Origin of the sequence: Geobacter sp. (assembly GCF_027327745.1) — a bacterium.
Lineage (GTDB): Bacteria > Desulfobacterota > Desulfuromonadia > Geobacterales > Geobacteraceae > Geobacter.
Genome location: NZ_DAHVYG010000079.1, coordinates 36547 through 58386, shown reverse-complemented (window position 1 = coordinate 58386; position 21840 = coordinate 36547). Strand labels below are relative to the sequence as shown.

Here is a 21840-nt window from a genome sequence, read left to right as displayed (position 1 = left end):
GATACGATGATTACTTTCCCGCATAAATTCAAGGAATCTCTGGAAGATTTCAACAAGTTCGCCGAAAACCTCAGAAAAGGGGTGGAGAACCTCGTATCGCTCAATGAAATGACAGTCGCTCACGCAGAGCACCATAAAAGCTGCGGAGGCTGCCGGCACTGCCGGAGGTGCTGCACGAAAAAGGAGCTGGTTTACCAGGATGGCAAGCGCAAACTCTACCGCTACACGCAACGTGCGGAAAAGGTTTGCCCCGTCCCCATGCTGATCGTGTACGCCATGGTCAACCGCTACACCATGCTCGACCTCCAGCCCAATCGCTCCCTGATTCGCAACCTGCTCGATCAGGGACAGGATGTGTACCTGATCGACTGGGGTTATGCCGACCGCATGGATCGTTTCATGACCATGGAGGATTACATCGATGGGTTCATCAACGACTGTGTTGATTTTATCCGCGAACAACACCAGCTCGAGGCAATAAATCTTATGGGGGTTTGCCAGGGGGGGACTTTCTCGGCGGTTTATGCCGCCCTCTATCCGGAGAAGGTGAAAAATTTCATCCCGATGGTGGCACCCGTCGATTTCGACACGAAAGACAGCCTGCTGAACGTGTGGGCCACCTCCTTCGACGCCGATCTGTTGGTGGACGCCTACGGCAATGTTCCCGGTGACATGATGAACGGCGCTTACATGATGATTCAGCCCTTCAGCCTCAGCGTGCAGAAGTACATAAACATGGTGCAGATCATGGACGACGCCGAAAAATTGGCCGACTTCCTGCGCATGGAAGCCTGGATTTTCGATAGTCCCGACCAGCCCGGCGAGACGCTGCGCCAGTTTCTCAAGGACTTCTATCAGGACAACAAACTGGTGAAAGGAGAGTTTAAGCTCGGGGGGCGCAAGGTGGAACTGAAAAACATCACCATGCCGGTGCTCATTATTTATGCCGAGCACGACACGCTGGTCCCCCCCGTCTCCTCCAAGGCACTGCAGAAGCACGTCGGCAGCAAGGATGTACAGGAGTTGGCCTACCCCGTCGGACACATCGGCATGTTTGTGTCCGGCAAGACGCAGCAAACGCTGGCGCCGAAAATCGCCGAGTGGATCAAAGCAAGAGTATGAGTGACTCGATCTTGATACGTTAGTATTTTCCGAGCCCCAAAGGCTTCTGCGTATTTCATTTTTTTATGACAGGAGGGTCCAATGGTCATCAAGGATAATATATTCGTTGTTACCGGTGCTGCTCGTGGATTGGGCTTCGCCTTCGCCAGGAACCTGACTGAAGCCGGCGGCAGGGTGGCGATGGTCGACCTCAACGCCGAGGTGTTGGAGAAGGCCGCAGAGTCGCTGCGGGACCAGGGGGCCGAGGTACGATTCTATGTCGCGAACGTTACTTCGGAAGGTGAGGTGACCACCCTTTTTGACAATGTGGAGAAGGATTTCGGCGGGATCGACGGCCTCATCAACAACGCCGGCATCACGCGCGATTCCATGCTGGTAAAGCGCAAGGGCGATGGGCTTGAAATGATGACGAAAAGCGATTGGCAGCAGGTTATCGACGTCAATCTCACCGGAGTATTTCTTTGCGGCCGAGAAGCCGCAGCCCGCATGGTTCGAGCGAATCGCCAGGGCGTGATCGTCAACATCAGCAGTATCTGCAGAAACGGCAATATCGGTCAGAGCAATTACTCGGCAGCCAAGGCCGGCGTCGCTGCCCTGACGTCCACGTGGGGCAAGGAACTTTGCCGCTACGGCATTCGGGTTGGGGCCATCGCTCCGGGGTATGTCAACACGGAAATGGTGCAGAAGATTCGTCCCGAGGTTTTGGAAATGCTCAAATCGAAAGTCCCGTTGGGGCGTTTGGCCGAGCCGGAGGAGATCGCTCACACAGCTCGCTACATCATTGAAAACGATTACTTCACCAGTCGGACCATCAGCGTGGATGGCGGTTTCCGTCTCTGACAGGCTGTTAAGCCCTTGCGGCTCAACGCAGAGCCCCCACTCCCATGATGAGAAGGGGGCTTCTTTTCTGTCGGCGTCACCCATGGGGTGAGAGGTACACAATGCGTAGCGTGTCGGTCATAGGTATCGGGGAAACCAAGATAGGCAGATATCCGGACAGGTCATTGAGAGGTTTGATTCTGGAGGCGGGAGAAAAGGCCATCGCTGACGCCGGGATAGGAAGAGAGGATATTCAAGCCCTCTTTATGAGCAACTTTAACTCCCAGTTTCTGTGCGGCCAGGGGCACATCGGGCCTCTGGCTTCCGAAATTCTGGGGTTGGGGAATATCCCCGCGATCCGTGTCGAGGGGGCGTGCGCCTCGGGAAGTCTTGCCTTCAGACAGGCTTTGATTGCCGTGGCGTCGAACATGTATGACATTGTGTTGGTCGGCGGGGTGGAGAAGATGACCCATCAGTCGACCGAGACCGTAACCGCTGGCATTGCCAGTGCCTCGGACTTTGAACTGGAGGCCAGCCTCGGAGCAACTTTTCCCGCAATCTTTGCCATGATCGCCAACCGGTATTTTCATGAGTACGGTAATGCTCGCGACGAAATGGCAATGTGCGCGGTACAAAACCATGAAAACGCATTGCTTAACCCCGACGCGCAGTTGCAGAAAAAAATTACCATCGACCAGGTCATAAATGGTATGCCGATAGCGTCTCCTCTTACAATCTTCGATTGCTCGCTGGTCTCGGACGGTGCCGCCTTCGTGGTGCTCGCGGCAACCGACCTGGCAAAGTCGATTTCCCGTAAGCGCATTGTGGAGGTGGTCGGCTGTGGACAGGCCGGCGACACCTTGACCATAGCATCCAAGAAAAGCCTGACAACATTCGATGTCACCGTGAATGCCGCCAGGCAGGCGTACGCGATGGCGGGGATCACACCCGCGCAGATTGATCTGGCAGAGGTGCATGACTGTTTCACCATCACGCAAATAATCAATACCGAGGATTTGGGATTCTTTGCAAAGGGGAAAGGGGCGGTCGCAGTGGCAGAAGGGAAGACTGCCGTCAACGGTCAGATTCCGATCAATGTGAGCGGCGGGCTAAAGGCTAAGGGGCATCCGATTGGAGCAACCGGTTTAAGCCAGATTTACGAAGTAGTCACCCAACTGCGCGGGGAAAGTGGAGCACGGCAGTTGAAGCGGGCGGACATCGGCTTGACTCATAACCTCGGTGGCACTGCAGCCACCTGCGTTGTGAGCATCTTCCGGGGGAGGTAGGACATGAGCCGACTCGGCACTGTCTATACATATTCAATCATTCATAGTGGAACAGGCAATTTCAAAAACAAGACGCCGTACGTGGTGGCCCTGGTAGAAGAGAATCAGCAGATGAGGCTAGCGCTTGTCGAAGGGTATACCCAGGATCTTCAAGTAAGAATCGGGATGGAAGTGGGGTATCTGACGGCAGATGAACGAAATAATCCCGTTTACAGGTTCATATAGTGCCTGAACTCTCAAACTGCCAGGGGCCCCCGGCTTTGCGTGGGGCCCCTGGTGCCACGGGCTAGGCACACATCACATGTCCATGCCGCCGTTCACGCCCCAGATTTGCCCGGTGATGTAGGTGGACGCGTCGGCAGCGATGAAGTGCACGACGCGCGCGACCTCTTCGGGCGTGCCGAGGCGACCAAGGGGGATCTGGGCCAGGATCTTCTCCATCACCTTTTCGGGGATGTGTTCGAGCATTTCCGTGGCGATGAATCCCGGCGTGACGGTGTTGACGGTGAGGCCTATCCCGTTGGGATCGGGGAGCTTCCCCGACCTGGCGAGCAGGAGGGCGGCTTCCCGTGCGAGCGTCTTGGTTAACCCGAACAGGCCCGACTTCGATGCGGCGTAGTTTGCCTGACCGATATTACCCATCTCGCCGACGACGCTCGACACGTTCACGATGCGTCCGCTGCCCCGTTCGGCCATGTGGCGAAGGGCTGCCTGGGAGAGAAAGAAGACGCCGGACAGGTTCACGTTGAGCACATTGAACCAGTCGTCGTCCGCCATCTTGAGCACGGTCTTGTCGATGGTGATGCCGGCATTGTTGACAAGGATGTCGAGACGTCCATGCGTTGCGATCACCTCGTCGACGGTGCGGCGGCAATCCGCCGGATCACCCGCGTTAGCCTTGTGGATGCTGATTGGCGTGGAGTATGTCCTGCTAAACGTGTCACGAAACTCTCCCGCTACCTTTTCATTGCCGGCATAGCCCGCGGCGATCACGGCCCCCTGGCTGGCGAGACTGCGACAGATAGCCGCGCCGATGCCCCGGGTGCCTCCCGTGACAAACGCCACACGGCCCTTGAGCTTGTCGCCGACTCGGCTCGTAACGTTTTCGTTCTGCGTGAGATCCGGATTGCTCATGCTGCCCTCCTTAATGCTCTGCGAGATAGGGATTGGTAGACTTTTCAATGCGTAACGGCACCGCTCCGAATGGGTAACCGCTTTTGATACAGCGTCGCACACCACATTCTTAATTATTGTTTTTTAACTCACCTCCTCTCCAAGATTGCGAATTGATTACCATAAATACACCATAACCGGAAAATCGTGTTATAAAATATCATAAAATTTATTATTTTCATTAGTGTCCCGACGTTTATCTGAATAAAAAACCTGAACTTGGTTGGAAATATCTAACGGAATGCTGTGAATCACCTGCATGCGGACGCAACTCTTCACCCGGGAATAATATGGATGCTTTTCCAGTAAATTCAAAGCTATCGGATCTGCGCAAATTCACTATCCTGATTGTTGATGATGATGCCAGCGGTCGGGAAGCAGTTTCAGCAGTTCTGAAAAAAGCTGATTTTGACATTATCGTGGCCGAAGACGGCGAAAACGGGCTGAAAAGGGCTCACGAGGCGAGGCCCGACCTCGTCCTGCTTGACGTAATTATGCCGGGAATAGACGGATTTGAGGTCTGTCGCAGATTGAAGGCCTCGGAAGAGACTCATGATATCCCGGTTATTCTCATGACGGCCCTGGCTGCCACTGAGCATAAGGTAAGAGGGTTTGAGGCGGGAGCCGTGGACTGTGTTACCAAGCCCTTCCAGCGGGCAGAGCTCCTGGCGCGCGTTGGCGTTCATCTGCGGATTCGAGAGCTTACCAGAAGACTTCAGGAAGCAAACGATTCTCTGGAAAAACGGGTCGATGAGCGGACCGCGGAGTTGATGACGTCTAAAAGACGATTGACTGACATTATCAATTTTCTTCCCGATGCAATCTTTGCCGTTGATCTGGAAGGAAGAATCACCTTGTGGAACCGAACGGCTGAAGAGTTCACCGGCGTAAAGGCACAGGATATGCTCGGCAAGGGAAACCGCGAATATGCCCTCCCCTTCTATGGAATCAGACGGCCTTTGCTCATCGACCTGGTGCTCTCGCCTTCCCTGCAAATCGAAGATCTGTACCCTTCGGTCAAAAGGATCAACGGAAAGGTCACAGGCGAGAGCTACGCCCGGAATGTCAAGCGCGGCGAAGCGTATATGCTGGTGACAGCTGCCCCTCTCTACGATTCCGAGGGAAAGATGGTCGGGGCTATCGAGTCGGTCCGCGACATCACCAACCGCAAGCAGGCCGAGGAAGAGGTGCAATTCTCGAACGCCATCCTGCGGACGCAGCAGGAGGTATCCCCTGACGGCATACTCGTTGTGGGCGAGGGAGGACAGATTCTTTCCTATAACCGGCGATTCGTCGATATGTGGCAGATTCCCGCCGATGTCCTTGCATCGGGGTCCGACGAGCGCGCTCTGCAATCGGTAGCGGACAGACTGGTCAAGCCTGAAGAGTTTCTTGAGCGTGTGCGATATCTCTACGAACACCCTGAGGAGAAAAGTCACGATGTAATTGAGCTGGTCGGCGGCATCATGTTCGAGCGGTACTCGGCACCGATGAGCGGCATCGACAAGAGCCATAACGGCAGAGTCTGGTACTTCCGCGACATCACCCGCCGCAAGAGAGCCGAGGAAGCGTTCAGGCAAAGCGAGGAGCGCTTCAGACAGATATTCGAGCAGCATCAGGATGCTGTCCTGCTTCTCAACAGCGCGACTCTGGCGCTAATCGACGCAAACGCTGCGGCGGAGCAGCTTTATGGTTTCACCCGTGAGGAATTGATCAAATCAGGTCCGGAGATATTCTTTGACCCGGGCGATTATGAGGAATTCAGGAGTTTCATCAGTGAAATCAGAAGGAGCGGCAGCGGATACCTTGCAAACAAGGTGAACCTCAGAAAAAACGGCGAGAAAATCCTTGTCGCCATACGCGGACAGTTGATTCAACTGCAGGGCGAAGAAGTTGCCTACTGCTCTTTCAAGGATGTAACAAAAAAAGTCCAGATGGAACGAGAGGCAAGGGAAACCGAAGCAAAGTTGATCCATGCGAACAAAATGGCATCGCTCGGCACGCTCGTTTCCAGTATTGCCCACGAAATCAACAACCCGAACAATTACATCATGTCGAATGCTTCGCTCCTCTCCGCCACCTGGAAGGACGCCATGGAAGTTCTGGAAGAATACGCCAAGGAGCATGGCGAGTTTTACCTTGACGGGGTACCCTTCTCAGCAGCCCGCAAGGAGATTCCGGAGCTCCTGTCGGGCTTGATGGGGGGGACACGCAGAATAAACGCCATCGTCAACAGTCTGAAGGACTTTGTCCGCCAGGATGGTTCCAACCTTGAGGAGCGTGTGGATGTGGGGAAAGCGGTCAGGATTGCGTGTCAGATTGTCGAGCATGAAATTAGAAAACATACCGTCAATTTCAATCTCGATATCGAAGAGAATATTCCTTACGTGCGGGGTAATGCGCATCAATTAGAGCAGGTAGTGATCAACCTGGTAATAAATGCATTGAACTCTCTGCCGGACAAAAACGGGAGGATGTTCGTCTCGGTCAGTCATCCTGAGCATACCGAGTACGTCGAAATAATTGTGCAGGACGAGGGGGTGGGAATGCCTGAAAACGTGCTTGCCAGGTTGTTCGAGCCGTTCTTTACCACCAGGAAAGACTCGGGGGGGACCGGCCTTGGGCTGTTCATTTCCCGATCAATCATTGAGAAGCATAACGGCGTCATGGAATTCGAATCCGAACCCGGGAAGGGGACGACCGTTACGGTGAAGCTGCCGATTACCAAGAATGGACGAGAGTAAAGGAGCCTTCCCATGGATCAGAAGAATCACGCCTCTTCAGCAATCGTTCTGGTGGACGATGAGCCGGAAATCCTGTTCAGTTCCGCGGCGATTCTGCGCAGGGCAGGACTGGACAATCTGCATACGCTTGAGGATAGCCGCAAACTCCTTCCTCTTCTTGCAGAACAAGAGGTGGCGGTAATCGTCCTGGATCTGTGGATGCCCCATGTCTCCGGGCAGGAGCTGCTCGAGGAAGTCGTTTCCAATTATCCCCAGGTGCCGGTCATCGTCATGACCGCGGCAAGCGAGATTGAAACCGCCGTGGCATGCATGAAGGCCGGCGCCTTCGATTACCTGGTGAAGCCGGTCGAGATGAGCCGTTTTATCTCCTGCATCAGGAGGGCGCTGGAAATGAGTTCCCTGCGCCGCGAAAATTCGTCATTGCGGGAGAGTCTGCTGACCGGACGATTGAAGTGTGAGGATGCGTTCTCGGACCTTATCACGCAGGACAGCAGAATGAAGGCGATTTTCGGTTATCTGGATGCGGTGGCGGAGACAGGCCAGCCGGTTCTCATCGCCGGAGAGACCGGGGTGGGAAAGGAGAGGCTGGTCAGGGCGCTGCACAGACTGAGCGGCCGAAAGGGCGACCTTGTTGCCGTGAATGTGGCCGGCCTCGATGACATTATGTTTTCCGATACCCTTTTCGGCCACAAGAAAGGGGCATACACGGGGGCCGAGCAGGCGCGGGAAGGGATGATCGCCAAGGCGGCAGGCGGGACCCTCTTCCTCGATGAAATCGGTGATCTGAACCTGGCATCGCAGGTAAAGCTGCTCCGCCTTCTGCAAGAGGGGGAGTACTATCCTCTCGGCTCGGATGTCATCAGGCGGAGCGACGCCCGGATCGTCGTGGCCACCAATCAGAACCTCCGCCAGTTCATGGCGGAGGGGAAATTCAGGAAGGATCTGTACTTTCGCCTGAGCGCCCACCAGGTTGATGTGCCGCCCTTGCGCGAACGCAAAAAGGATATTCCGCTGCTGCTTGACCATTTCCTTGCCGAAGCGGCAGCCACCTTCAACAAGAAAAAGCCGGCAGTCCCACCTGAGCTGGTCAGTTATCTTTCGGTCTACCATTTTCCCGGAAACATCCGGGAACTCAGGGCAATGGCTTACGATGCCATGGCACGCCATGAGCGGGGGGTGCTGTCGATGTCCGTATTCAGAAACCAGATCGGTCACCAGGCTCATTTCGAGGAATCTTCCCCGGCAACGCCCGAGTTCAACTGGCCGAAGGGCCCCTCAGGACGGTTTCCCACCCTGAAGGAGGCCGAAAACTATCTCATTGAGGAAGCGCTGGCGCGGGCAAAGGGAAATCAGGGTGCCGCCGCATCCTTTCTGGGCATAAGTCGCCAGGCCCTCAATCAGAGACTCGCCAGAATGCATGCCGACAAGAGCGGGACGTAAAAATCTCCGGAGTGAGCCCTGTCATTGGCATGCTTTAGTGGCCATCTCGGGTAGCCTGTCTGAAGACTCGTTTAGTGCAAGGTTTGATTCACCTGCAACGTTTATTGCAATTTAGTCCAACCACCTGTGTTTACATAAATTTTTTCATTTTAGCCCTTTCATCCTCGCAAGCTTTATTGCACCCCTTCCGTGTATCCTCACTTTGTCGGCCTTACGTAACCCACTGATCTAACTACAAATTTGTCCACGACTATACTGGGCATGCATCATGCTATTAGATAGCATGTGACTGAGCCAAAAAGTCAATCGAGAACCCGGGGCTCCGGGTCTTCACAATCCCAACTTAAGTGAGAAAACACATCTATGGCAAATGCACCAACCATCGACCGCTTTTTCGAACTTGCCGAACAACTCGCTTCCGATTTTTCACTGCTCAAGGGAGTCAGCCGATCGAATCGGGTCCGCCAGAAGCAGGAGGTGGAACTGGCCCTGGCGGGTCTCGTCGATCACCGTACCATCGAGGAGACCACCGAGCGCCTCAGGAATCTGGACGTCGACACCTATATCAGGGAAACCGTCGAACCGTCCGAGCAGAAGAGCCGCATCGGCTTCAAGGCCATCCTGAAACAGCTGAAGCTTAAAATTGTCGATGAAATCTCTTTCGGCCCCTTGCACTGCGTCGAGGCCGAGTTTGATTTCAATGGCCGCCAGCGCCGGCTCTGCCTGCTGGCCCAGGAGCGCAACACCAATAACGGCGTCTGGAGCCCTGAGCACCACCACAAGGCCATCGAAATCGTCCGCAAATACGAGCGTTACGCGATACCGGTAGTCACCTTTATCGACACCCCGGGCGCCGATGCCGGCGAGTTGGCCAACGCCAACAATCAGGCCCATTCGATCTCCCACTTTATCGCCGAGATGGCGAATCTCAACGTCCCATCGGTCGGCATCATCCTTGGAAACGGCTATTCGGGCGGCGCCATCCCGCTGGCCACCACCAACATTCTGCTCTCGGTCCGCGATGGCGTGTTCAACACCATCCAGCCCAAGGGGCTGGCCGCCATCGCCCGCAGCTTCGATCTCAGTTGGCAGGAGTGTGCCAAATACGTCGGGGTCAGCGCGTACGAACTTTACCAGCAGGACTTTATTGACGGGATCATCGACTACGTCCCCGGCGAAAGGGGGCCCCAACTGGAGAATCTGCGCAAGGCCATCGTCTCGGCCGTGACCGCCATCGAGAGCCGCGCCGTCGCCTTCGTCAAGGAGACCGACGGGGTCATGGATCACTACCGGGCGAGCCTCAATCGCTACCTCAACCCGTCGGAAAAACTCAAAGCCCTCAACAGCCTCTCGGCCCTATCCCTCACCCATCACCCGACTGAATATTTCAGCGTCTTCGGCATCACCTACCGGTACATGCGCTATCTCAGCCTGCGGGGGCGTATCCAATCAACCTCTTCGGCCAATTACAGCCGTTCCACCAATCTGGTTCCCCCCAAAGGAGACTTGTCGAAGCGGGTTCAGGAAGAGCTGGCCAATGCGTTTGCCAACTGGCTGGAAAAACCTCTGCACATCCGCTACGACGATCTTCTGGCCAAAAGCTACAAGACCTATCTCGACCGCAAAAAGTATCTGTTCGACGAGCGCGGACGCCTATCCAAACTGATCCTAGGCGATCCGAGCGAGAACTTCGAAAAAGCCCAACGCACCACCTACCTCACCTACGGCTTCCACCTGTACAACCTCTGGAAGGCTGGAAGCCAGCAAAACTTTCTCGCCCTGATCAAGTATCTCGGCTCGACGGCGGCCGACGCCAAGGCTTCGGATGCCTCGGAGATGACCGTTCTCGACGTGATCACCCTTCCTGATTTCCGCGAGGGGATGATTCAGGAATGCCAGAACTGCATTATCTTCGACCTGGTCTACGATCAGATCATCTCCGATCTGCGTCCCATCGCCGCCGAGGCCAAGGAGACCAATACCTTCTCCAAAAAGTCCTTCCAGGCGCTCTTGGGATCGTCGATCCAGGCGGCTACAACCAAGCTGAAGGCCATGTTCGGCGAAGAAGCCGTTGATGAGGCCCGTCTCGAAGACAACTTCTACGGCTGGCTCAACACCCTCCTTCAGCACCCGCAGATGAAGGATTTCATCCGTCCCGTGCAGGAATGGAAGAAGATCCAGTATCCCCGCATCTCGGAACCGCTGTTCGCCATTGTCACCTTCCTCTTCGAAAAGCTCCTGCTTGAATACGTGGAGTCCGAACGCGAAGGTAGCAGCTACGACGGCCGGATCAGGCTGCGCGATATCGGCATGAAGGATTTCTGGAACCGTTTGGCGACCGCCTACAACGGCCTGTTGATCCAGGATGTCCTGCTGCAGGTCAAGCGCTCCAAAAAGTGCGGGGTTGAAGCGATCATCTCGGAGTTCTTCACCGATTTCAAAGAGCTCGACGGCGATCTGATGACCGCCGACCCGGCGAACTTTCCCGGGTTTCGCCTCTCCATCGAGAAGGCGCTGGACAGCGGGGTTAAACCCTGCGGCGTCATTACCGGTCTGGCGAAACTGAAAAAAGATGGGGATCATCCCGCCACCAGGGTGGGTGTGCTGTTGTCCAATCTCGATTTCCAGGCGGGGGCCTTTGATATGGCTTCGGCCGAGAAGTTCTGCAACCTCCTGCTGCAATGCGCCCGCCGCAGGCTCCCGGTGATCGCCTTTGTCTCTTCGGGGGGCATGCAGACCAAGGAAGGGGCCGGCTCGCTCTTCTCGATGGCGATTGTCAACGACCGAATCACCCGCTTTGTGCGGGACAACGAGCTCCCCATCATCTGCTTCGGCTTTGGGGATTGTACCGGGGGTGCCCAGGCCTCGTTCGTCACCCACCCCCTGGTACAGACCTACTACTTCTCCGGGACCAACATGCCCTTCGCCGGGCAGGTTGTGGTCCCCTCCTACCTCCCCTCGACGGCAACCCTGTCCAACCACCTCAGCTGCACCCCCGGTGCCATGCAGGGGCTGGTGAAACACCCCTTCAACCACGACCTCGACCGGCAGCTTCGCGCCATCGACCCCGCAATCCCCACGCCGCTGGAAAGCGTCATGGATGTCTGCCACCGCGTGTTCAAGGGGCTCTATCTCCCCGATGTGGAACCGGCCGCAACCGAGGCCAATACCCTCGTGAACGAACGGGCCCTGCTGAAACCGGTCAGGCGTACCCTGATCCACGCCCGCGGCTGCACGGCCGCCAAGCTGATCCAGGTCGCCCAGCGCGAAGGGGTTGAGGTGGTGCTGGTCCAATCGGACCCCGACATGGATTCAGCGGTCGCAGGCCAGCTCACCGAGTGGGACACCCTGGTCTGCATCGGCGGCAATACCCCGGATGAATCCTACCTCAACGCCAAATCGATAATGCGGATTGCCGAACAGGAGAAGGTCGATTCGCTCCATCCCGGCATCGGATTCCTCTCCGAAAATGCAGACTTCGCCCTTCTGTGCCGCAATCGAGGGATCAACTTCGTCGGCCCCTGGGTCTCCAGCATGGAGTTGATGGGGAATAAGTCCAACGCCATCGACACCGCCACCAGGGCGGGCGTCCCCGTTGTCCCGGGGAGCCACGGCATCATCGACAGCGTGGAGACCGGGATGGAGGTCGCCGAGACCATCGGCTACCCCGTTCTGCTCAAAGCCGTCCACGGCGGCGGCGGCAAGGGGATCAAGGTGGTGGAAAGGCCCGAGGATTTCCGCGAGATCTTCTACACCATCTCTTCGGAGGCGAGGGCGGCGTTTGGTTCGGGGGACATCTACCTGGAAAAATATGTCACCAACCTGCGCCACATCGAAGCCCAGATCCTGCGCGATTCTCATGGCAACTGCTCGATTCTCGGCCTGCGCGACTGCTCGGTTCAGCGTAACAACCAGAAGATCTTCGAGGAGTCCGGCTCGACCATGCTCCCTGAAAACCTCGAACGGGATGTCTATCGCTACGCAGAGCTGATTGCGAACCAGATCGACTACGTCGGCGCCGGAACCGTCGAATTCATCTTCAACTTGGACAACATGGCCATCTACTTCATGGAGATGAATACCCGGCTCCAGGTAGAGCATCCGGTCACCGAGAAGGTGACCGGCGTCGACATCGTCGCCAACCAGTTCAAGATTGCCGGTGGCGGCTCCATTGCCGATCTCTCCTACACCCCCCGGGGGTATGCCATCGAGGCGCGCATTACCGCTGAACGCACTGCCGTTGAAGGGTCTGCCATCAAATTCATTCCGACCCCCGGCGTGGTAACGGCCTTCAGCATCCCCGAAGATGAGCATATCACGGTGATCAGGATGGTCGAGGCGGGTAAAGCGATCACCCCCTACTACGACTCGCTGATCGCCCAGATCATCGCCACCGGTGAAAACCGGGAAGACGCCGCGGACAAACTCCTTGCCGCCCTGGAGAAGACCGAGATCAAAGGCGTGCACACCAATATCCCCCTGCTCAAGCGGGTCCTGACGGATGAGACCTTCCGCAAGGGGATCTATAACACCCAATATCTCAACGGATTCCTTGATCGTATCGACGTCGAGGAGATGATTGCGGAGGGGGACGCGGCGTCCGATTCCGTTCAGGTGTCTCTCGATCGATCCGCGGTGGAGATCGAGGGGAGCACCGAACTCAAAGTCATCTCCCCCTCCACCGGGGTCTTCTACGATGCCCCATCGCCCAGCGAACCCCCCTTCGCCCCCATCGGCAAGGAGGTGAAGACCGGAGACACCATTGGCCTTTTGGAGGCCATGAAGCTCTTCTCTCCCCTCACTCTCAAAAACTGCAGCCCAGGGGGCAATTTCTACGATCCTGAAAAGGAGTATGAGGTGGTTCGTGTCATTCCCACCCCCGGACAGGCCGTGAACAAAGGGGATCTCCTCTTTGTCATCAGGGAGGCGGCATGACGACCTGAAAGATTCGTCCTTGCGGGACGTCCGCAGCTACCCGGTCGGAGTTGAATCACCAATGGCTAACTGCCAATTAATAAGGAGGACGTATGAGAGACGTATATTTGATAGGAATAGGCCAGACCAAAATCAGCAAAAACCTCGGTGTTCGCGGCCGTTATATGGCAGCGGAAGCCATTGAGAAGGCGATTGAGCACGCGGGAATCGACCGGAAACAGATCGGCATGCTCATTACCGGCAACATGACCGGTGGCATTCTGGCAAATCAAACGCAACTGGGGGCCTTGATTGCAGACGCTGCCGGGTTGCGGGGTATCGAGGCCATGAACTGCGAGTCGGCCTGTGGCTCCAGTGCTGCAGCGGCGCGCTTGGGAGTGATGGCCGTTGGGGGAGGCTACCACGATGTCGCGCTGGTCTGCGGCATCGAGCGCATGACCCATGTACCCAACGAAGCCATGACTGCTGCCCTGGCAACAGCCGCCGACTGGGAACTCGACAGCATGAATACCGTATCCTTCATTTCGCTGAATGCACGACTGATGAGGCGCTACATGGACACCTACGGGGTTACCGCAGAAGACTTCGGTCACTTTGCGATTGTCGCCCATGACAACGGCCTCACCAACCCCAACGCTTTTCTGCACAAGAAGATCGATATGGAGACCTACCTCAACTCCCGGATGCTGGCCGATCCGGTCAAGCTGCTCGATGCGCCCCCCGTTTGCGACGGCGCCGCAGCGATCCTGCTGGCGACGGAGGAGGTCGCCCGGGCCGCGCATCGCAGCGGTCTCCCCATGATCAAGGTGGCGGCGTCGGCCATTGGCACCGACTCGCCTGGTCTGGATGCCCGCCGCGAAATGCTGGAACTGGACGCCGTGACAATTTCCACGCGCAATGCCCTTGAACAGGCCGGCCTTAAAAACGAAGACATTGACATCTTCGAGCCGCACGATGCCTACACCATTATTACGGCCCTCAGCCTTGAGGCCGCGGGCTTCGCCGAAAAGGGGAAGGGCGTTCATTTCGGCAAGAATGGCGAGATCACCCGCACGGGGAAGCTCCCCATCTGCACCTTCGGCGGTCTCAAGTCCCGCGGCCACCCGGTGGGCGCCACCGGTGCCTATCAGCTGGCCGAAACCTACATGCAGCTGACCGGTACCGCCGGCGAAAACCAGGTGCCGGATCCGGAATTTGCCCTGGTCCAGAATATCGGTGGAACCGGCACCACCGTCGTCAGCCATATTCTGCAGCGATGCGCATAGGTGCGGAAAACTGATTGAAACGGACTCCTTGAATGTATGCCGACCTTTTGAGGAGCCGCGCCACGGATACCCCGAAATATCGGGAGAAGAACGAACACAAATAAGGAGATCAAGAATGGAGTCAGAAACCTGTTTCTGTGGATGGTGCCAAGAGGCCAACAAGTACGGTGCCGGCCTTGATGTCCAAGATGGCCAGTGGATCGAGGAGATGGGAGACATGATTGAAGCTGCTGTGGAAGGAATGAGAAAGAAGCAGACGATTTCTGACGGTTGCTACGGAAGATGGATCAGGGCCTGAAAACCTCTATACCGAAAGCGGGGCGTCCAGGTGCCTGAGACCCCCCACTTTTTTCCCTTGAAAATTCCGGATCCAAATGAAAACCCCCGCTTTTTGTAAGGCAGGGGTTTTTATTTGGGCTGAGACCGCCCAGAGGACGGGGGTTTTCAAGTATCAAGTAAAGAGGGGCAACCCGTCGGTTGCCCCATGGCAAAAGGAGTGGCAGAAAACAGTTACAGGTACACAACATCATCCGTCAGGTCGGTGATCTTCACCCCACCCTTCTCGCTGACCGCAAAGGTGTTTTCGATCCCGATCACTCCCTTGCCGGGGAGGACGAACTTGGGCTCGATGGCAATGGTCTGGCCCGCCTGGAGCGGCACCTTGAACCCCTGGGCGAGGACCGGGAATTCGTCGAGCTCGAGCCCGACACCGTGGCCGACGAAACGGGCATTCTCGCCGGGAGGACCCATGTAGTTCCTGCCGAGGCCCGCCTGCTCGGCCATCTCGGCCGATTTGAGGAACAACTCCTCGCAGATGGCCCCCGGCTTCAGATTTTCCGCCAGGTAACGCTGGATGGCGATGGCAGTGCCGAAGGCGTGCCGCAGTTCGGGTGCGAGGGTGCCGATGACGAAGATCCGGGTCATGTCGACGATGTAGCCGTTGAAGACCCCGGCGTAGTCCAGGAACACGGGGGTGTCGGGCTGGATCGTTTCGGTGGAGGCGCCTTGGGGCCAGGCGGTGGAAAGCCCCCGGCCGGTGACGGCGCCGTCGAAGTGGCCGGGCTCCCCGGCGGTGGCGGAGAGCGCCAATCCCTGGAAAAACTCCTGGTTGAAGGCCCGCATCCGGACGAACCCCTCGTTCCCCACCTTTCTCAGCCGGCACTCGAACTCGGCAGACAGGTCCAGCTCCCGCATCCCCACCTTCAGAAACTGCGGCACCTGCCTGAATACATCGCACAGCCGGGCGCCGCTCTCCCGCATTTTCTCCAACTCCCACGCCGACTTCACCGAGCGGATCTCCCGGATGCTCGCCGAGATGTCGATGAACTCCCGCCCGGCGAGAAGCCTGGCGTAATAGTTGTACTGCTGCACCGGCACCACGTCGAAGGTCACGCCGACCTTCTTCACCTCCTCACCGAAGAGGGCCGGGAACTCCTTGCTGGAAGGAAACGGCCGGGTATCCTCGATAAGGCTTTCCTTCAAGGCCCGGACAAGGCTCTTCCGCACGAGAAGCAGCGGATTCCCCTCGGCCGGTATCCAGAGGACCGAGTTCTGCCGGGTGCCGGCGAAATAGTAGATGTCGATCGGGACGAGGAGCAGCGCCCCGTCGATCCCCTTGGTGCGCAGCTCGTTCTGCAGGCGGATGATCCGCTGTTCCGATTCCCATTTGGTCAGCATCGACTGTTCTCCTGTTCGGTAAAGTAGTTGAGTGCCCGTCCGTTCAGATCATCCGGTAGTGGCCGGCCAGCGCCTGGTAGCTCCGGTACGCCTCCAGGTAGCGGGCATCCTCCCGGTAGGTTGCCGGGTAGACGGGGGGGACCGGTTGGTGGTTCAGCTCCCGGTCCACGTTGACAAAGGTGAAGAGGCAGGAGTTGGAGAGGGCGCTGACCGTCCGGTCGCGGCTGATCCGCTCGATGCCCGCCTCGACACAGACGAAGCTTTCGCTGGTGAAGACCACCCGGCTGGTGAAGTGCAGCTTGTCGCCGATCCGGACCGGATGGAAGAAGTTGATCCGGTTCACGGCGGCGATGATGGAGCGGTTGGCGGCCACCTGCTCGGAGCAGATCGCCGAAAGCTCGTAGGCGCGCCGGATCAGGTAGCCGCCGAAGATCCGCTGCGGAACGTACTCCTGTTCCGGATACATCCGCTCCCAGGCATCGGTCACCAGCCGGCCGGCCCTGAGCCCGGCAAAGGCCGGGTCCTCCTGGGCCCGGTGCAGCCGATCCAGCATCTCGTACTCCTCCAGGCTGGGAGGGGCAAGGAGCGACGCCTGCTGCTGCCGGTACTCCTCTCGTCCCGCCACCGCCTTGGCCGCGCGCCGCTGCTCCAGCTCGCCGGGGTATTCCAGCGGCGGCAGCGGGATGCTCTCTCCGGCCGCCGGCCCACCCCGGGCGACCATGGTGAAGTAGCAGGAGGCGATATGGAGCGAGTCTGCCGAATGGGGGTCTTTCGAGGCTGCTGCCGGCTGCTCCACCCGGATGCCGATCTCCAGGGACGAGCGCCCCACGTGGTTGATCCGGGCATACAGGACGATGTCCCGGGTGACATCCACCACGTGGCGCACCATGATGTTGTCGATGGCGGCGGTCACCACCTTTCCCTCGGGGTGGAAGCGCCGCACGTAGCCGAGGGCCGTCTGCTCTGCCAGGATGTCAAGCTCTTCCAGCAGGAGGCCGAAGCGGAAATTGCCGGGGATCTCCTCGTCGACCACCATGTAGCGCCGCCGCAGCTTCAGATCGCTCCCCAGCGGCAATGTCCGGTAGGTCGAGGTTTCTGTCGGGGTAGTCATGGGATGGCTCCTGATCGCAATAAAATAGCAGCTGGCTCCAGTTTACCCTGTTTCCCCCGATCGTAAAGGAGCAGCACCCGATGAAGGGGCCATCACGGATGGCCTCTCCGCATCACATGTTCCGCCGGTACTTCCCCCCCACCTCGTAAAGGGCATGGCTGATCTGCCCCAAGGAGGCGACCTTCGTGGTTTCCATCAGTTCGGCAAAAATGTTGCCGCCGTTCACCGCCATCTCCTGGAGCCGCCGAAGGGCCGCCGGCGCCTTGTCGCTGTTTCGCTTCTGGAAGGCCCGCAGGTTGGCGATCTGCTGCTCCTTCTCCTCTTTTGTGGCCCGGGCCAGCTCCCCCGGCACCTGGTACCCCTCCTCTTCCAGACGGGGGTTGAGGAAGCAGTTGACGCCGATGATGGGAAGCTCCCCCGAGTGCTTCCGGTGCTCGTAGAGGAGCGACTCGTCCTGGATCTTGCTCCTCTGGTACATGGTCTCCATGGCCCCCAGGACCCCGCCGCGCTGGTCGATCCGCTCGAACTCCGCCAGCACAGCCTCCTCCACGAGGTCGGTCAACTCCTCGACTATGAACGATCCCTGGTACGGGTTTTCGTTCCTTGCCAGCCCCAGTTCCCGGGTGATGATCATCTGGATCGCCATGGCCCGGCGCACCGACTCCTCCGTCGGGGTGGTGACCGCCTCGTCGTAGGCGTTGGTGTGGAGGGAGTTGCAGTTGTCGGAGATGGCCATGAGGGCCTGGAGGGTGGTCCGGATGTCGTTAAAGTCCATCTCCTGGGCGTGGAGCGAGCGACCGCTGGTCTGGATGTGGTACTTGAGCTTCTGGCTCCGTTCGTTGGCGCCGTACTTCTCCCGCATGACTACCGCCCAGATGCGCCGCGCCACCCGGCCGATGACGGTGTACTCCGGATCGAGGCCGTTTGAGAAGAAGAAGGAGAGGTTCGGGGCGAAGTCGTCGATCTGCATCCCGCGGGAGAGGTAGTACTCGACATAGGTGAAGCCGTTGGCCAGCGTGAAGGCGAGCTGGCTGATGGGGTTTGCCCCCGCCTCGGCGATGTGGTAGCCGCTGATGGAGACCGAGTAGTAGTTGCGCACCTTCTTGTCGATGAAGTACTGCTGGATGTCCCCCATCATCCGCAGGGCAAACTCGGTGGAGAAGATGCAGGTGTTCTGCCCCTGGTCCTCCTTGAGGATGTCGGCCTGGACCGTGCCGCGCACCGTCCGGAGGGTGCAGTCGCGGATCTCCTCGTGCTCCCCGGGAGTCGGCGCGCGCCCCTCTCTTTCGCGGAAGCGCTCCACCTGCTGGTCGATGGCGGTGTTGAAGAAGAAGGCGAGCATCATCGGGGCCGGGCCGTTGATGGTGATGGAGACGCTCGTGCTGGGGGCGCAGAGGTCGAAGCCGGCGTAAAGCTTCCGGCAGTCGTCCAGGGTGCAGACGCTTACCCCGCTCTCCCCCACCTTGCCGTAGATGTCGGGGGGGTAGTTCGGGTCCTCGCCGTAGAGGGTGACGCTGTCGAAGGCGGTGGAGAGCCGCTTGGCGTCGTCGTCCTTGCAGAGGAAATGGAAGCGGCGGTTGGTCCGCTCCGGGGTCCCCTCCCCGGCGAACTGGCGCTTCGGATCCTCCTCGGCCCGCTTGAACGGGAAGACCCCCGCGGTGTAGGGAAAGCTCCCCGGCACGTTCTCTGCCATGGACCAGCGGACGATCTCCCCCCAGTCGGCGAAGTCGGGGAGGGAGACCTTCGGGATGCGGGTCCCCGAGAGGGTGGTGGTATGGAGGTCGGTCCGGAGCTCCCGGTCCCGGACCCACGTCACCAACTGGTCCCGCCGGTACTCTTCCTTCAGTTCCGGCCACTGGGCGAGGATCTTCCTCGTCTCCTCCGAGAGCGTCTGCTCGTGGAGCGCGATCTGGAGGTCGAGTTCAGGGGCGGCAGGCCCGTCACCCACCAGTTCCCGGGCACCGGCGAGCTGGAAGAGCCGGCGGGCCGCCTCGGCCTGCTCCCGCCCGTGACGCTTGTACCCCCGCACGGCCTGGACGATCTCGCCGAGATAGTGGACCCTCTCCGGCGGGATGATGGCATGGGTGCAGCTCTCGGTGCCGCCGATCTCCAGCTGCGAGTGCCAGTGGAGCCCCTTCTTCCGGTTCAGGGTGTCGATGAGGGCCCGGTAGAGGGTGTTGGTGCCGGGATCGTTGAACTGGCTGGCGATGGTGCCGTAGATCGGCAGCTCCCCGTCGGAGACCTCGAAGAGGGCGCGGTTTCGCCGGTACTGCTTCCGGACGTTGCGCAGGGCATCTTCTGCCCCCTTCCGCTCGAACTTGTTCAAGGCCACGAGGTCGGCGAAGTCGAGCATGTCGATCTTCTCCAGCTGGGTCGGGGCGCCGAACTCGCAGGTCATAACGTAGAGGGAGACGTCGCAGACCTCCACGATGGCCGCGTCCCCCTGCCCTATCCCCGAGGTCTCCACCACCACCAGGTCGAAGCCGGCCGCCCTCACCACGGCGATGGCATCGCCGATGGCGGCCGAGAGCTCCGAGCGGGAGTCCCGGGTGGCCAGGGACCGCATGTAGACCCGGTCGCTGTTGATGGCGTTCATCCGGATCCGGTCCCCGAGAAGCGCCCCGCCGGTCCGCTGCCGCGACGGGTCCACCGCCAGGATCGCCACCTTGCGGTCGGGGAAATCCCTCAGCAAACGGCGCACCAGCTCATCTGTGAGGGAACTCTTGCCGGCGCCGCCGGTCCCCGTGACGCCGACGACCGGCACATCCCTCCCCTCGCCCCTCACGGCGTCGCGCAGCTCCTTCAGCTCGCCGGTTACCTCGTGGACGTTCGCCTCGAAGGCGGTGACCAGGGCGTTCACCGCCCGGAGGTCCCCCCCCGCCAGCCGCGCAAGCTCTTCACCGAGGTTGCGGTGAATGACGAAATCGCACCGCTCCAGCATGTGGTTCACCATCCCCTGGAGCCCCATGCGGCGGCCGTCCTCCGGGGAGAAGATCCTGGCCACCCCGTACTCCTCCAGTTCCCGGATCTCCTCGGGGATGATCACCCCCCCGCCGCCGCCGAAGACCTTGACATGGCCGGCCCCCCGCTGACGCAGCAGATCGAGGATGTACCTGAAAAACTCGTTGTGCCCTCCCTGGTAGCAGCTTACCGCGATCCCCTGGGCGTCCTCCTGGATGGCGGCGGTGACGATCTCCTCCACCGACCGGTTGTGCCCCAGGTGGATCACCTCTGCCCCAGAGGCCTGGAGGATCCGGCGGATGATGTTGGTGGAGGCGTCGTGGCCGTCAAAGAGGCTGGTGGCGGTCACGAAGCGAACCTTGTGGGTGGTCTTGTAGACTTCCGGCGCAGTTGTGTGCATGGTCAACTCTCCTTCACTGCCATGTCATCTTCGACGGCGAACTCCCGCTTGGCGTCGTCGACGATGATCCTGATCAACTCCCCCCGGGACAGGCCGCTGAGGAGCCGTATCCCCTTATCACCAACCTGCCGCGGCCCCCATCTCTGCCGTTACCCCTTCCCTCATGGCACCCTCCCGTTTACGCATGTCGCAAATTGCTTATAACGTTAACGTCATGGCGGATGAGAAATGAGTTCGATTCCGCCCGGAGTAATAGGGAGATCAGCACGTAGACAATCTACTTTCTCGAAACAATACATGCTTCTTACGTGCATGTCAACATTAGGTAAAACAATTTTATATATTTTCTCGAATGTCGATATCCATCACGCAATTGGCGACTTGCACCTTACACTTCAAAGCAAAGTGATTGACATCCTCTCTGGATTGACGTACACATTTATAAATATTTTACGTAAAGGTGAAAAACAAACATGACCTCTTCCGCTCCCCCAGAAGAACTCATTTCCATTGGTGACATTGCAAAGAACCTCGGCCTGACGACGCGAACACTCCGTTACTGGGAAGAAGTCGACATAATCGAGGCCTCTCCCCGCTCCGAGGGTGGCAATCGCTACTACACCCCGTACATGGTGCGACGGATGAAGTTCATCCTCAAACTCAAGGAACTTGGCCTGACCATAAAGGAGATGCAGGACCTTTACGTTGCCTACGGAAATGCCAAACAGACCGAAAACATGATCCCGCGCCTCATCGAGATTCTCGACTCCCACATCAACAAAGTGGACGAAAAGATGGAGCGTCTCGCCTCCCTGCGCAAAGACATTGTCGATTATCGGCTGAAAATGATCGAAAAATTGAACTCGACCGCCCGGTGAACGCCCTTGAAATAAAAAGGGGTCAGGCA

14 protein-coding genes are annotated in these 21840 nt (G+C 58.3%); 10 read left to right on the top strand and 4 right to left on the bottom strand.

The genetic code is table 11. The annotated features are described in order from the left end of the window. The first annotated feature begins 6 nt into the window (after window positions 1–6). From phaC to M6689_RS14695, 4 genes are all read left to right on the top strand, one after another. Entirely contained in the window at window positions 7–1122 is a 1116-nt protein-coding gene (gene phaC, locus M6689_RS14710; RefSeq protein WP_298273196.1) for a class III poly(R)-hydroxyalkanoic acid synthase subunit PhaC, read from the top strand. Window positions 1123–1203: 81 nt separating this feature from the next. Beyond that, window positions 1204–1962: an SDR family oxidoreductase gene (locus M6689_RS14705; protein ID WP_298273195.1), complete on the top strand. Its 759-nt coding sequence runs from the start codon at window positions 1204–1206 to the stop codon at window positions 1960–1962. Between the two features lie 101 nt (window positions 1963–2063). Next, a complete protein-coding gene (locus tag M6689_RS14700) occupies window positions 2064–3227 on the top strand; it encodes a thiolase domain-containing protein (RefSeq protein WP_298273194.1) in 1164 nt (387 codons plus the stop codon). 3 nt (window positions 3228–3230) lie between these two features. Then, window positions 3231–3452, top strand: coding sequence for an OB-fold domain-containing protein (locus M6689_RS14695; protein WP_298273193.1), 222 nt, complete (start codon window positions 3231–3233; stop codon window positions 3450–3452). 72 nt (window positions 3453–3524) lie between these two features. Here the strand turns inward: M6689_RS14695 and M6689_RS14690 are convergent, their stop codons facing one another. Then, complete coding sequence (locus tag M6689_RS14690) at window positions 3525–4361, bottom strand: 3-oxoacyl-ACP reductase family protein (protein WP_298273191.1); 837 nt, start codon at window positions 4359–4361, stop codon at window positions 3525–3527. 329 nt (window positions 4362–4690) lie between these two features. On the opposite strand from M6689_RS14690, the gene M6689_RS14685 reads away from it, so the two are divergent. From M6689_RS14685 to M6689_RS14665, 5 genes are all read left to right on the top strand, one after another. Next, entirely contained in the window at window positions 4691–7144 is a 2454-nt protein-coding gene (locus tag M6689_RS14685; protein ID WP_298273189.1) for a PAS domain S-box protein, read from the top strand. A 12-nt stretch (window positions 7145–7156) separates the two neighbouring features. Next, window positions 7157–8584 carry a sigma-54 dependent transcriptional regulator gene (locus tag M6689_RS14680; RefSeq protein ID WP_298273187.1) on the top strand — a complete coding sequence of 476 codons (1428 nt, stop codon included), beginning with the start codon at window positions 7157–7159 and terminating at the stop codon, window positions 8582–8584. Window positions 8585–8947: 363 nt separating this feature from the next. Beyond that, window positions 8948–13519: a biotin carboxylase N-terminal domain-containing protein gene (locus M6689_RS14675; protein ID WP_298273186.1), complete on the top strand. Its 4572-nt coding sequence runs from the start codon at window positions 8948–8950 to the stop codon at window positions 13517–13519. A gap of 92 nt (window positions 13520–13611) precedes the next feature. Next, window positions 13612–14784, top strand: coding sequence for a hypothetical protein (locus tag M6689_RS14670; protein WP_298273184.1), 1173 nt, complete (start codon window positions 13612–13614; stop codon window positions 14782–14784). Between the two features lie 115 nt (window positions 14785–14899). Then, the gene (locus M6689_RS14665) at window positions 14900–15082 is read left to right on the top strand and encodes a hypothetical protein (protein ID WP_298273183.1); all 183 of its coding nucleotides are present in this window, start codon (window positions 14900–14902) and stop codon (window positions 15080–15082) included. A 212-nt stretch (window positions 15083–15294) separates the two neighbouring features. Here the strand turns inward: M6689_RS14665 and M6689_RS14660 are convergent, their stop codons facing one another. The 3 genes from M6689_RS14660 to icmF form a co-directional block, all read right to left on the bottom strand. After that, window positions 15295–16461 (bottom strand): Xaa-Pro peptidase family protein, encoded by a 1167-nt coding sequence (locus tag M6689_RS14660; RefSeq protein ID WP_298273181.1) that lies wholly within the window; start codon window positions 16459–16461, stop codon window positions 15295–15297. A 43-nt stretch (window positions 16462–16504) separates the two neighbouring features. Next, window positions 16505–17572 carry a hotdog domain-containing protein gene (locus M6689_RS14655; protein ID WP_298273179.1) on the bottom strand — a complete coding sequence of 356 codons (1068 nt, stop codon included), beginning with the start codon at window positions 17570–17572 and terminating at the stop codon, window positions 16505–16507. A 112-nt stretch (window positions 17573–17684) separates the two neighbouring features. Further along, window positions 17685–20933, bottom strand: coding sequence for a fused isobutyryl-CoA mutase/GTPase IcmF (icmF, locus tag M6689_RS14650; protein ID WP_298273178.1), 3249 nt, complete (start codon window positions 20931–20933; stop codon window positions 17685–17687). A 473-nt stretch (window positions 20934–21406) separates the two neighbouring features. On the opposite strand from icmF, the gene M6689_RS14645 reads away from it, so the two are divergent. Next, complete coding sequence (locus tag M6689_RS14645; RefSeq protein WP_298273177.1) at window positions 21407–21811, top strand: MerR family transcriptional regulator; 405 nt, start codon at window positions 21407–21409, stop codon at window positions 21809–21811. Window positions 21812–21840: the final 29 nt, after the last annotated feature.

Bases quoted from the DNA above. Each gene is read 5' to 3' on its own strand.
- M6689_RS14690 (WP_298273191.1), bottom strand. From the start codon at position 4,361: ATGAGCAATCCGGATCTCACGCAGAACGAAAACGTTACGAGCCGAGTC.
- icmF (WP_298273178.1), bottom strand. From the start codon at position 20,933: ATGCACACAACTGCGCCGGAAGTCTACAAGACCACCCACAAGGTTCGC.
- M6689_RS14675 (WP_298273186.1), top strand. From the start codon at position 8,948: ATGGCAAATGCACCAACCATCGACCGCTTTTTCGAACTTGCCGAACAA.
- phaC (WP_298273196.1), top strand. From the start codon at position 7: ATGATTACTTTCCCGCATAAATTCAAGGAATCTCTGGAAGATTTCAAC.
- M6689_RS14645 (WP_298273177.1), top strand. From the start codon at position 21,407: ATGACCTCTTCCGCTCCCCCAGAAGAACTCATTTCCATTGGTGACATT.
- M6689_RS14665 (WP_298273183.1), top strand. From the start codon at position 14,900: ATGGAGTCAGAAACCTGTTTCTGTGGATGGTGCCAAGAGGCCAACAAG.
- M6689_RS14700 (WP_298273194.1), top strand. From the start codon at position 2,064: ATGCGTAGCGTGTCGGTCATAGGTATCGGGGAAACCAAGATAGGCAGA.
- M6689_RS14660 (WP_298273181.1), bottom strand. From the start codon at position 16,461: ATGCTGACCAAATGGGAATCGGAACAGCGGATCATCCGCCTGCAGAAC.
- M6689_RS14680 (WP_298273187.1), top strand. From the start codon at position 7,157: ATGGATCAGAAGAATCACGCCTCTTCAGCAATCGTTCTGGTGGACGAT.
- M6689_RS14655 (WP_298273179.1), bottom strand. From the start codon at position 17,572: ATGACTACCCCGACAGAAACCTCGACCTACCGGACATTGCCGCTGGGG.
- M6689_RS14695 (WP_298273193.1), top strand. From the start codon at position 3,231: ATGAGCCGACTCGGCACTGTCTATACATATTCAATCATTCATAGTGGA.
- M6689_RS14705 (WP_298273195.1), top strand. From the start codon at position 1,204: ATGGTCATCAAGGATAATATATTCGTTGTTACCGGTGCTGCTCGTGGA.
- M6689_RS14685 (WP_298273189.1), top strand. From the start codon at position 4,691: ATGGATGCTTTTCCAGTAAATTCAAAGCTATCGGATCTGCGCAAATTC.
- M6689_RS14670 (WP_298273184.1), top strand. From the start codon at position 13,612: ATGAGAGACGTATATTTGATAGGAATAGGCCAGACCAAAATCAGCAAA.